This is a genomic window from Psychrobacter sp. T6-1 (genome assembly GCF_052258445.1).
Genome location: NZ_JBQQFC010000048.1, coordinates 1 through 12,623 on the forward strand (window position 1 = coordinate 1; position 12,623 = coordinate 12,623).

Here is a 12,623-nt window from a genome sequence, read left to right on the forward strand (position 1 = left end):
AACTTTAGCTCAGTGTTACGGATATCGTTTGAAGTGTACTCTTCTCCTGGCTCATCTGGATTGCTCGAGGTTGGATTCAAGTTAGGATCAAAGCTATAAAACAATGGCAATACGTAGTTGGGACGATAAGGTCTGACTGTCCAAGTGCCGCGCTCGCTGTTTTGGTCTAAATCATAGGCAAGACTTAGCGGACTATATTTTTCGATATCATCTTGCGTCACCCCTATGTTTTCTAGTACTTCAGCTTCTCTTTGCGTAAGTCCCACTGTATCCAAGGACTCAGTGGAGGCTGCTGTATCCTCGCTGACTTTGCTTACGCCGTTATCCTTTGCCAGTACCACTTGCGGATTGCCTGATATGGTAGATTTAATCGTCTTTGCCAGATCGACAGGCTGCTTGGTCTCTGTATAGGTAGGCGTTTTGCCTTGCGATGCCACCTTGTCATAACAGGCTAACCGCGCGGCGCTCACTTGCAAGTCCTGACATTCTAAGAACAATTGGGTTTGGTTTGCTACAAAGGTTTTGCGCTCAGCAGGGGCGCTTGAGCTGCCCAAAACCTCGTCCATCACGGGTGACGTACGCGTGCTTGGGTACTCAACTGATGCATCGTCAACGGATAGCTCATTATAAGTTTGTGCATAAGCTTGCATGGTAAAGCCACTTAAAGCTAGCGTGATAGCGACACTTAAGGTTGTAGGCAGTCGGCGCTTAGAGGTCATAAGGTGGTGCTCGCTTGAATCAGTATGCAGATAGGATGAAGATGAATGGGCAAGCATAGATGTCCTTTATTTATGGCAATAAACCTAAAGGTGCTGCCAGTAGAAGGTTGAGATAATTAAGATATAGATAATAAAGGTGACACTTAAATTAGAGCTGCTAATAAACGCCAAAGACTATATATGAGATGTCTTTATTGCTATGCATTAATATTGTTGCTTTAGTGTAATGAAATTGCTGACGATATACCAGTATTAATACTAATAAGTCGAAACTTTCTAAGCCTGTTTATTCTTTATATAGACGATAGCGCTCTTAGGGTTTACAGGCATTTGTGACAGGCTATTGCAAAATTTGTTACTATCTACGTTTTATATAAAAGACTTAGGTGATCAGATATGGCTAAAAACGCTCTCCAAGCACAGCTGTTAAAAGCAGGACTGGTCGATAGTAAAAAGGCCAAAAAAATAAGCAAACAGTCTGAGCATGCCAAACGTACTGGCGACGATTTAAATGCAGAGAGCAAAAAAGCACTCGCTGCAGCGCAAGCAAAAAAAGTAGAAAAAGACCAAAAACTCAATCAAGAAAAACAACAAGCGTTAGAAGATAAGATGCTAAGAGCCAATATTGTACAAATGATTAAGCAGCATCAGATCCATGATACGCAAGGAGAAGTGGACTACCAGTTCGTTGATCACGCTAAGATTAAAAAGATTCACGTGACTCAAAAGTTCTATGAGCAAATCGTCGCCGGTCACGTGGTGATAGCACGACTTGAGGACAGTTATGCCTTGCTGCCAAGGCCTCTGGCGGATCGTATCAATGCCAAGCTTGAAGGTTTCATCGTCGTCTCAAATGACAAGTCTGATACCGAGCTTGACGAAGACGATCCTTATGCCGCTTATGTGATTCCAGATGATTTGATGTGGTAGTTTTTAGCTTTCAAATAAAACAGAGACATCGCGTTGTAGCGCGATTGAAATAGTTTTTTCTTACGGGCTGCGCTTACGCTGCTTGATGCTGCAAAAAACTATTTTAATCTCGCTGTATTGTCTTATATCAAACCAGTTAAAGAAGCCCGCGATAAATAAATTATCGCGGGCGGCTTTAATGAAAATCAAAGCTGAGTGTTCAATGTGGTCAGCGTCTGTTCAAACTCTTGACGGCCAATTTCACCTACTTGCTGGGTCACCAGTTGACCATCTTGATAATACAAGAGCGCAGGAGGGCCAAAGAGTTGGTAACGTGCCAAGATCGCTTTGGAGTCCTCAGTGGTCTGTGTAATATCTAAGCGTACCAGTTGCCAATCTTGCATTTGCGCGGGGCGGTTTTGAAATAAGTTTTTGTCCATAATGCGGCACTCGACGCACCAGTCGGCGGTAAGATCGACGATAACTTTGGGGTTAGTAGCAGTAATAGCATCCAATTGCGCCAGTGTGGTAATCCTTTTATCATCACGAGCAGTGCTATTAACGATGCTTGCACTGGTGGCAGATGTCGCACTCAAAGACGCTAGCGGATATAAGCTATCCTCATTACCCAAAGCGGCACCTATGATGAGACAAGCCGCCCAAACTCCAGTAGTGAGTGCTAGTGCTTGAGTAAGCATGCGCCCGCGACCGATCCAGCGCCATGCCCATATCGCCACCACCATAAACCACAACGCCCATACCAGTAGCATCACTGATGAGACAAACACGCGCTCAATCAGTAACAAAGCGACTGCAAATAACAGCAGCGCAAAGCCTTGCTTGATCCAATCCATCCACACGCCGGCCTTTGGCATGATCTTGCCTTGGGTAGCACCGATAAGAATAAGCGGTGCGGACAAGCCAAAGCCCAGCATAAATAGCGCAGCAAAGCCGAGCCCTGGACTACCGATCGTTGAGACCGCCAGCAGCGCACCAAATAGTGGCGCTGATACACAAGGCGATACTACCAGCGCTGACAAAAACCCTGCAACCAAGCTGCCGCCCGTACTCCCCAGCTTACTATCACCTGCCTGACTCAAGCCTTGCATCTTTTGACTGACAAATCGCGGCATACGCATACTAAAGACACCAAGCATATGCAAGGCAAGTAGCACAAACACTAGGGCAAAGCTCAGTAAGATAACTGGGTTTTGTAGCCAGCCTATGATACCGAGCGACTCCCCAAAGATGGCGATAACCGCGCCCAATAACCCGTAGGCTATTGCTACGCCTAACGCATAACTGGTCGTCAATATCACGCCCTTTTTGACGCTTGGGTTTTCTTGGCGAGCGACAATATTAGCGACAATAGGGAGCATAGGAAGTACACAAGGGGTCAATGCCAAACCCAGCCCTGCCACAAACAATAGCATCAGTGCCAGCCAAGTATGCGTCGCCAAACCAAATGGATCACTATCAACCAAAGCATTAGGATCTGCGTTATTTATGGTCTCTGAACTAGCATCATTAGTACTGCTATTTGAGACTAAAGGGGTACTCGTAGCATTATTATCAATCGGCTCTGCGCTACTGTCTAATACTTCGTTTTCGTCTGTAAGTATCTGCCCATCTACAAAAACCGCTTTATCATTCGCCGTCGCCTCTGCTTCAGATATAGCCGCATTGGTGTTCAGATTGCTTTGCTCAGTATCAGTCTCATTATCAGCTGGCGCGGCTACAGTCTTAGCTGGCGTAGCAGGACTTTTAGTATCAGTATTATCAACAACTTTTTTGTCAGTAGCGGCTTTGGTAGCTGCACTCACCGCTGGTTTAGCCGGCGCTTTTTGCGGAGTCGCCGCAACGCTGACGGTCGTATTAATTTTTTCTGGTGGGTAGCATAGACCTGCTTTAGCGCAGCCTTGCCAACCGATGACAATTTTTGCATTATCGATAGGTTGACCTGTGGCATTTGTCAAAGTCGTCGTTGCCACCATATTGCGCTGATCAAATACAGGTACTTGCCCAAAGGTAGGATCGTCGATAGATTTTGGCGATTGACTGTAGGTAAATGGCGCCGCGCTTATGCCTGCAGGCAACGTGAGCTTGATCTGATCTTTGTAGACGTAATGCTCAGGGGTGATATCAAAGTTTATTGCTAAGCGCGTACCTATTGTCTTAGCCTGGCTAGTGCTATTGACTTGAAACGCTTCATCTACTGGCAAAAAGCTGCTCTGGGCGGCGCTTTTATTACCGAATAAATCGCTCAAACTGGCGGCTTGGGTCGGCGCCGCGCTCATAGCAAGCGCACCCACGACCGAGCTGCTAGCCAATACGATAGCAAGCGCATAGGACTTTTTCGTCGTTTGGCTTTTGGTCGTGGTACTCTTTAATGACATAAACGTTGACCTATAATTTGCGCTTTGTTTGTTTTTATTGTCATAAATAAAAAGCGATCTATCCATTACATCTAAATATAAAAAATATCAACCAATAAAACCTTATTGATTGATATGTCGTGCTATTACTATCGGTATGGCTATATTTACTTATGCACTAAGTAATAATATAACTAAATACACTTATAGCTGGGCATAAATATCAGCATCTAAGCCTTCACCGCCTTGCTGACCGTCGCCGCCTAATGAGAACAAGTCATAAGGTCGATTCTCACTGCCTGGGGCGACATATTGCAGCTCGTTCTCCCAGCCATCAGTCGGATAGCCGCCTTTTATATAGCCGCCTTCTGGATAGTTTTTGGCGTCGGCGGGCGGCGTTGTTAGCGCCTCTAAACCTTGCGCCGTCGTCGGATAGCGAGAGTTGTCCACTTTATACATGTCAAGGGCGTTCGATACCGTAGCGAGCGCTGTTTCTGTGGTTTTGACGCGAGCTTTATCGCTTTGTCCAACCACTCTAGGTACGACTAAGCCTGCCAAAATAGCCAAGATAACAATGACGACCATGATCTCAATCAAGGTAAAGCCTGATTGACGCCTTACAACTGGCGTCGTTTTTGCTAAGGGTAAATTATCATTATTAAGCGGCGCTAAGATTGCCGTATTGTTGGTTTTAGTCATCTGTAGGGTATCAGCCATAGGTGTGGTCTCAGTTGTAGTCGTTGCTTAATTTGCAAAGAGTAAAGCCTCATTAAGCGGTTATAGCTTGGATTAAATTAACGTTACTATAGTACAGTTGTCTAAGACAAACAAATTATCATCACAAACCGCCGCTTATCCAATATCTCAACGACGACATCAGTGCTATCTACTATAGCCCACCTACTCCTTTAACGACATTAATCGCTGTCAATAGACAACAGCGGGCAAAACTTGCGAAACCTTAGATAGAGTTAAGTGATATGTCATTTAGCAAAAGCGCGGCGCTAAATTAGCCTGCTAAATCGTTCATATTGACGATAGGTAGCATCACCGCCATAACGATAATCATGACGATTACGCCCATAAATACCAGCATCAACGGCTCAAGTAAAGATAACAAAGTACTGATAAAGTTGGTCGCTTCTGCCTCTTGCATGTTGGCGGCGCGGCTGAGCATATTCTCAAGCTCGCCTGAATTCTCTCCACTTTTGATCATTTGTACCATCATCGGTGGAAAATAAGCAGACTTTTCTAACTGGCTTGAGAGACTGGCGCCCTCGGTCACTCTGTCGGCAGCAGTGATAATGGTTTGCTGGATATGTAGGTTGGTCGCCACTGCCGCGCCAATATGCAGCGCTTCTATCAGCGGCACCCCTGAGCGCACTAATATCGCTAAGGTGCTAGCAAAGCGCGCCGCATTTAGGCCTTTGGACAACCGCGCTAAGATAGGTAACTTAAGTACAATACTATCTATCGTAAGCTTACCCGCCTGCGTCTGCGCAAAGCGGTAAAACAAAAAGGAGGCGCCCGCTAATACCAGTAGCATCAGCCACCACCACTGAGTAATAACATTCGATAGGGTCAGAACGACTTGGGTAATAAGAGGTAGCGCTTGCTCTGATTGTTCAAACACTTTGACAATTTTGGGTACTACAAAACTCATAAGTCCCATAATAACCGCGACCGCCATCACCATCAGCACAATGGGATAGACCATAGCGCCTTGGATTTTCTTTTGTAGGGCAAAGCGGTTTTCGGTGTAATCGGCCAATTGATTGAGAATCAGATCTAAGTGACCAGACTTCTCCCCTGCTGCGATAGTGGCGATATACAGCGGCGGAAAGCTCGCCGCTTGCTGTAGCGCACGCGCCAGACTCAAACCCTCAAGCACATGCGCGCGCACGGCAAGCATCAAGGATTTGATATGGGTTTTTGGGGATTGCTTGGCAACAGCGGCTAAAGTCTCCTCAAGCGGGATACCGGCGGCGAGCAAGACAGAGAGCTGGCGGGTCAACAGTGCAAGCTCATAGGCAGAGGGTTTTTTGTAGCGGCTCTTGCTTTGTTGCCTATCATTGACGGCGTTGACTTCGACTGGTGTCCAGGCTTTGTCCCGCAGTTGCTGACGTACTTGGCGTGCAGAGTCGCCTTCTAACAAGCCTTTTTTCATACTGCCTTGATCATCAAGCGCCTTGTAATGATAAGCGGGCATAACAGCAGTATCCTAAGCGAGCATCAAAAATACAGGTGAATTAAAATAGCGGAGTGGAATCATTACTCTCAGGCATCATGCCTTGGAGCAATAAAACATCTAGATGCTGCTGCTGCAGTTTTTTGTCAAAATCATTGACCTCAGCGATGAGCATTTTTTCAATACGTTTATCTGAGGCATAAACGCTTAGGCGCGCGCAAATAACAGCCAACTGATAGATACGTTTTTTGCAATAGCCATCCAATCCTTGCAGCAATCTCACCATATATGGCGTCTCAAGGCTAGCGTAGTCATAACCGCTCACCGCGTGCTCATCAAGTGCGGTCACATTGTAGCTAACAGATAAGTGCGCGCAAAAGTAACAGCTGAATAAATATCCGACCACATGACCGATGTAATAACCGCGATCATAGCTAAAGCTGCTGACACCAAAGTGACTGAGGACATAATTGTTAAGACTTGCCTTGTCAGCTATCGGTTTGGAGCTTTTGAGCTTGCCGATAGTGGGCAGACGTAACGGGTTTTGACCATCTTGCGAAGTCAGCTGCCATCCTGCGGGCTGCTGGGCAGGCATGTGACGCACAATATCGGCAATGATATCATCAACCACGTGTAACTGCTGCCATAGCCGCTCTAAAGGCTGGGTATCGATAAGACCGCGTTTATCGAGATTTTGTGCAAGCAGATGTTGCTGATATTCAGCAAACTGTGACTTGAGTGTCTGTACTAGATACGTTGGACGCGTACTGGCTGCAACAGTATATAGTAGCTGCGTGCGCTGATACTGAGTGCGATAAAGCGCTAGGCGCGCATCAGCTACAGTAACGTCTGTACGAGTGACAACGTTGTATTCATCGTTATGGTCATCGCCATCATTTACTGTAAACAACGCTAGTAAAGCTGCCTTGTCAATCGTATCCTCACTGACCATTTGCTGATTGTGCTCTGCTGCGCTAGAGCTTGACTTTTGATGCAAACTTTCATTATCAGGTCTAGAAGTTGATTGGATCATAACACACCATTTGTAGCAAAATTGAATAAGCGTCAGTCTATAAAGCAAAAGAACTCGATGTCTTATAGTACCTCAAGCTCGGCAGATTGTCATAGTCTAATATCAAAGCGGCAAGCGTTTTGAGTGTCACTATCTAAAGACACAAACAAGAATGCCAAGATAATCTATCTTGGCATTCTTGTTCGTGTCTGCTTAACTCTTATTAATTAGTTTTCTAAAGTGTTCCTGACGATAAGCCTTTGGTGATATCCCATAAATGCGCTTGAACGCTTGACTAAAGGTGGAGTCCGACGCGTAGCCTACCAGCTCGCCGATGCGGCTAATACTGTGTTGTTGCAGGCGCAAATAGCGCGCCGCCAAACGTAGACGATAATCTGTTAGATAAGTCAAAGGCGGCATGCCTACGACGTCTTTGAAGCGCTGAGCAAAACTTGAGCGCGACATACCCGCCACTTCAGCGAGGCCATGGATAGTCCAATTGTAATCTGGCGCGTCATGCATAACGGTTAACGCTTTAGTCAAAAACGGATCTTTCATAGCCCCAAGCCAACTGTCGGTCGCCTCGGGTAGGCTCTCTATATAAGTGCGCAGACATTCAATCATCATAATGCTCGCCCAATGATTGATAACGGCTGTTTTGCCCATACGCTCGCGCTGTGATTCTAAAGTCAGCAGTCTAATCTCGACATCGACGACTTCAAACCTAGCATCAGAGCTTGCGTTGAGCTCTGGCAATATAGAGGGCAATACAGAGAGTATCGGACGTACCATCTCTTTATCGTACTTGCATTCAATCAAGATCACAGAGACGTTGGCATCGCCGCCACTATCGAGATCAAGTGTGTTATTGATACAATTAGCGAGCCTATCATCTAATGACGTTGCCGAATTACCGTTATGGTTAACAGCATAGCTTCTGTGATGATGAGAGTTTGATAGCATGATCGTATCGCCAGTTTTTGCCTGTCGAATCTCGTCTCCGACATCAATACAAAAACTACCTGATAGCACAACGTAGAACAAGATACAGTCCTGTCTATCCATAGAAAAAGACCAGTCACCCGTGCCATTGAGGCGATAATATTTAGTTTCAAACAAATGCACATTTTGTAACAACACACTGAGTGCGTCCATCTATTTATCCCTTAGTGGTTCAGCAGTTAGTAAATAAGCCCATTAAGATAACCAACGAGCTGATATTAAACCATATAAATCAATTCGAATGGATAGAGACTAAAAATATAAATACGTTGAGCACATAACCACTTTATCTTAGCCGACTAAAAATATTGTTTAAGAAGAAAGTAGTTTTGCACCTTGCGCCATAAAGCTTAGCATTAAAAGAGTGCTACAAAAACGATATCAAATACTAAGGAGGGAATAAAAAGCAGACGCAAAAAATTGCCACAAGAGGCAAGCGTTTTAAGCATTATTTGAAGAGGATAGTACAGAGATAATTGGGGCGACTGATGGGACTCGAACCCACGACCACCAGGATCACAACCCGGGGCTCTACCAACTGAGCTACAACCGCCATAACTGATGCCTATGATAGGCAAGATTTGCAGGCTAAATGGTGCGCCTGGCAGGATTCGAACCTGCGGCCACCTCCTTAGAAGGGAGATGCTCTATCCAGCTGAGCTACAGGCGCTCTTAAGGGCTTTTTATCTACTTAGGTTTGTAAGTAACTAAACCATTATACATAAAAAAAAGCCTGTAAGGCTCTCAAAATAGATGGTCGGAGTGATAGGATTCGAACCTACGACCCTCTGGTCCCAAACCAGATGCGCTACCAAACTGCGCCACACTCCGATAAACTCTATCTTTGCTACGATAAGACTCTCTTTAATGCACTACCAGCAAAGCTGCTAACTCATTAATGATCATCGCTATCGAGGTGCATATATTAAGCGCTAAGGCGGATAGTGTCAACACCTATTTATAAGTATTTTATAAATAGGGGCTTGGCGTCTTGTTAACCTATAGAATAATACTTATCGATGGCACTCATTGATTATGGATGTGGTATGCGCTTTATTGCCAGCGTTTACGTTAAGTATTGAGGTTAAGCGTACCCTCTAACACATTAAATGGCATCAGCCATAGCTTACGCGGCGATGCACTCGGTTGACTCAGTGCCATATTCCCTTGCGGCTTGAGGGCAACAGGCCGACGACTATTTAGGACAGGATATACCAGCCATACGTGCTCAGCTTGATAAGCCTGCGCGTAACTACTGAGCTGATAGGCGTCACTAGAGGTGATCGCACCTGCTGGCGTGAGCGACTTCCATTTTATATCGATGACGTGGCTGTAATTGGTTTGTGTACTAGTGGACAGTGGTGATTTGTGATGAAGGATTAACAGATCTGGACGCATAGAGAGCTGCGTCTGTCCGGTGTCGTCACTAAGCCAAATACTTTGTGCTTGGTACAGGGGCTGATAATCTGAGTCGATAGTTTTAAGGGTAGCTGCGATACTTATACTCGCCCACTGCTCAAACATTTGATTCATATCCAAAAGAACGCACAAGCGCATCTTTGGCGCTGACACAGGTTGTACATTAATGCCATGACCTGCCTCAATGTTTGACTGTTTAAGCAGCCAATATGCCAAATCTAGCAACTGCTCAGCTCCGCGGCGTTGATGCAGGCTTAGCGGTTGACTGGTAAGCTGATATTTTGCTTGCTGATATACTGCCTCTAACTGACGCCGCTCTTGATGATTGAGTGCGGTTATAGCTTGCCAAGGTAGTAAGGCCCAAACTTGCTGATCTAACAAAGGCGCAAGTAGTATAAGCGCACTTTTGATTAAGCGATTGGCGATAATCTCTTGATTTAATTGGCTTATCTCGCAGACAAACTTGTGCGGCTGATGACGATTACGTTTAAGCTGCTCTTTGATAATGAGCTTGCCTTGCATCACCGTATCATTACGAGTTTGCAGCTGATAACGACTACTAGGCCGATATTGCGATAAATATTGAACAAACTGCGCGATTAACCATTCTGATAACGGAGGCTTTGCTGGCGGCACATAGTCTGATATAGGTGCTACATAGGTGCTGATATGACCGAAGTTTTTGCTACTAATTGACGAAGGGCTTAGAGCGGCGAGCATATTGTGCACCCAGCGCCGCGTCTGCTCAAGGCTATGATCTGTACTGCTTGCGCTCTCATCGTCTATTTGAATAGGTTTAGGTAAAATCTCCAGCATACTCCCGCTTGGCAACAAGATAATACCGATATAATGCCCAACTTTGAGCTGCCATTGTCCCTGTTTGCGCTTGATAGTAAACACCGTTAGCTCTTCACTGAGCAACCAATCAAAATCTGTCGTCCACGCAAAGTCACGCGCTGTTAAACGCTGATGCTCAAAAACGGTCATCGTGGTAATATTATTCATCGTGAACATCAATCACTGTAAATATCAATCTGTGTGGTTAATACAAGCGCTGATAAATATCGGCGCTGGCAAATTCACCCTTTTGTGCGACAAGGTCAGGGTTTATTCTATAGCTACTTGTGCCCATAGACTGCCCCAAAAATGCGTTTTGATTGGCAGCACTTGGCAGATGCTGGCTGGGTATGAATGACTGGCTATCTTGAACAAACTGCGCCGCTAATGGCTGCGACTCATCTTTGAAGATATAGTGCAAGATAGTGGACTGATTACCGGCCGCTTGCGCCAACTGCGGAATAATCTGCTGCACCAAAGCCTCTTGCAAATGTTCAAGAGTTGCAGTAGACCACAAAAAAGCATGGCCCAGCTGCGCTTCAGCGCCTAGTGTTTGAATAATGCGGGTATTTAAACCTGCCAATAACCGACCTAAATCTATCGCAGCCCTGCTATCATTATCAGCATGAATAACCGATAACAGCTCAGGCTGCGGCGGACAATCGATAAAATGAAAGCGCCGACGTAGCGCCATATCGAGCGGGGCAAGTGAGTGGTCTTGAGTGTTCATCGTCGCATAAATATCGACATTGGCAGGCACGCCAAACACGCGCCCTGAATAGGCCAGATTGACCCTCATCACATTTGGCATCCCAAGACGCTTATCAGGTTCGATGAGGCTGAGCAGCTCACCAAATACGCGTGAGACATTAGCGCGATTGATCTCATCGATCAACATAGCGTAGCGCTGATTGGGGTCACGCAGGGCGCGCTGACATAGCTTCAAAAATGCCCCATCTTGAATATCATAAGCCTGCTTGTTAGCGCCAATGACAGGTCTGATGCCCTCTACAAATTCCTCATAACCGTAAGCTTGATGAAAGCTGACCATAGTGTAGCGCTGCTGGTGCACCCTATTATTGCTTAAGCGATTATCAGCGCAAGCTTGCTGATACTCTGCCAACTGCTCACCTAGTACAGCGAGTGACTCTTGGCTCTGTGGCAATAGATACCAAGCACCGCTCGCGTCTTTATCAAAATACGCCTGCCCTGCTCTATTATCACAATTTACCGTCTGCGACTCTACTGGGCTGTGCATTTGTAGCACAGACCACGCCGTGCTATTTAGGTGTTTGCCGCGCTCGTTTTGCGCCGCTTTTGCCAAAAAAAACGTGTGCGCGACAAGCTCAGGCACTTTAACCAAATCCTGTCCTTTGTGCTTTAAATCCAAAAACACAAGACAAATAATTTCACGCCAGCTGCGATCTTGTAATAAATAATCAAGCAGACAGTCGCTATCTGAAGGAGACAGATAGTCGGTGTATTGCTCGGCGATTTGTAGCAAACGATGAGTTTTGCCAGTACCTGCAACGCCAGTATAAATAATGTTGTTAGGCTTATGGGTTGGCAAATCAGGCTCCAATAGATAAATTACGTTGATAGCGACTTTATGAGCACTTAAGTTCATGGTAAAAATGACACAGGTATAGCGATTGAGGTACTATTATCACTATCATCTTAGCAGGGCATTTCCAGTTTTGAGCTCGCTAAGCTACCGCTACTATTATTATGTTCAATTTAAGGGATCTTGTATGTCAGGATTATTTAAAAAGCTTCCTAACAAGCTTATCGATAAATTACCCACCAAAATATCTGATACTAGCCGCATGCAAGAGGACAAGCCTAGCAGCACTTTAAAGCCTATTAACAATCAATTTACTAAACTGTTGTCTATTACCAAATACTTGCCAGCTACCGCGCGCTCCAAGATTTTATCAAAAGCTTTTGGTAAAGTGGTACCCTATGTCGGTACGACAGGTATCTGTTATGAGACGGTCGAACCCAATCAAGTGGTTGTCAGTTTAGACAATGACAAGGCAGTACAAAACCATATCGGCTCTATCCATGCGGTGGCGATTACTTTACTTGCTGAGACAGCCACTGGGTTTATTTTGGGATTAAACCTGCCCTCTGATCGTATATTATTAATAAAATCTTATTCT

The 12,623-nt window shown here is 45.4% G+C and carries 9 protein-coding genes, 3 tRNA genes and 1 pseudogene; 2 read left to right on the forward strand and 11 right to left on the reverse strand.

Annotation, left to right across the window (positions count from 1 at the left end; translation table 11 throughout):
• Positions 1 to 776 (reverse strand): annotated as a pseudogene (locus tag ACTXGO_RS04770) (phospholipase A); the annotation flags it as partial.
• 339 nt (positions 777 to 1,115) lie between these two features.
• On the opposite strand from ACTXGO_RS04770, the gene ACTXGO_RS04775 reads away from it, so the two are divergent.
• Positions 1,116 to 1,649, forward strand: a complete 534-nt coding sequence (locus tag ACTXGO_RS04775; protein ID WP_443542378.1) for a DUF2058 domain-containing protein — start codon at positions 1,116 to 1,118, stop codon at positions 1,647 to 1,649.
• Between the two features lie 185 nt (positions 1,650 to 1,834).
• On the opposite strand, the gene ACTXGO_RS04780 is transcribed toward ACTXGO_RS04775, so the two are convergent.
• The 10 genes from ACTXGO_RS04780 to ACTXGO_RS04825 all read right to left on the reverse strand — a co-directional run bounded on the left by ACTXGO_RS04780 (position 1,835) and on the right by ACTXGO_RS04825 (position 12,031).
• The gene (locus ACTXGO_RS04780; protein ID WP_443573511.1) at positions 1,835 to 4,024 is read right to left on the reverse strand and encodes a cytochrome c biogenesis protein CcdA; all 2,190 of its coding nucleotides are present in this window, start codon (positions 4,022 to 4,024) and stop codon (positions 1,835 to 1,837) included.
• A 183-nt stretch (positions 4,025 to 4,207) separates the two neighbouring features.
• Entirely contained in the window at positions 4,208 to 4,720 is a 513-nt protein-coding gene (gene gspG, locus ACTXGO_RS04785; protein ID WP_443542376.1) for a type II secretion system major pseudopilin GspG, read from the reverse strand.
• Between the two features lie 292 nt (positions 4,721 to 5,012).
• The gene (gene gspF / locus ACTXGO_RS04790; protein ID WP_443542374.1) at positions 5,013 to 6,212 is read right to left on the reverse strand and encodes a type II secretion system inner membrane protein GspF; all 1,200 of its coding nucleotides are present in this window, start codon (positions 6,210 to 6,212) and stop codon (positions 5,013 to 5,015) included.
• Between the two features lie 40 nt (positions 6,213 to 6,252).
• Positions 6,253 to 7,224 carry a hypothetical protein gene (locus ACTXGO_RS04795; RefSeq protein WP_443542372.1) on the reverse strand — a complete coding sequence of 324 codons (972 nt, stop codon included), beginning with the start codon at positions 7,222 to 7,224 and terminating at the stop codon, positions 6,253 to 6,255.
• A 192-nt stretch (positions 7,225 to 7,416) separates the two neighbouring features.
• Complete coding sequence (locus ACTXGO_RS04800) at positions 7,417 to 8,358, reverse strand: AraC family transcriptional regulator (RefSeq protein ID WP_443542370.1); 942 nt, start codon at positions 8,356 to 8,358, stop codon at positions 7,417 to 7,419.
• Between the two features lie 324 nt (positions 8,359 to 8,682).
• Positions 8,683 to 8,758: transfer RNA gene (locus ACTXGO_RS04805), tRNA-His, on the reverse strand.
• Positions 8,759 to 8,798: 40 nt separating this feature from the next.
• Positions 8,799 to 8,875, reverse strand: a tRNA-Arg gene (locus tag ACTXGO_RS04810).
• An 84-nt stretch (positions 8,876 to 8,959) separates the two neighbouring features.
• Positions 8,960 to 9,036, reverse strand: a tRNA-Pro gene (locus ACTXGO_RS04815).
• A gap of 240 nt (positions 9,037 to 9,276) precedes the next feature.
• A complete protein-coding gene (locus ACTXGO_RS04820; RefSeq protein WP_443573513.1) occupies positions 9,277 to 10,629 on the reverse strand; it encodes an McrC family protein in 1,353 nt (450 codons plus the stop codon).
• A gap of 37 nt (positions 10,630 to 10,666) precedes the next feature.
• Complete coding sequence (locus ACTXGO_RS04825; RefSeq protein WP_443573515.1) at positions 10,667 to 12,031, reverse strand: McrB family protein; 1,365 nt, start codon at positions 12,029 to 12,031, stop codon at positions 10,667 to 10,669.
• Between the two features lie 181 nt (positions 12,032 to 12,212).
• Between ACTXGO_RS04825 and ACTXGO_RS04830 the strand changes: the two genes are divergently transcribed.
• The coding region (locus tag ACTXGO_RS04830) for a DUF4442 domain-containing protein (protein WP_443573517.1) at positions 12,213 to 12,623 on the forward strand (411 nt) is incomplete at its 3' end.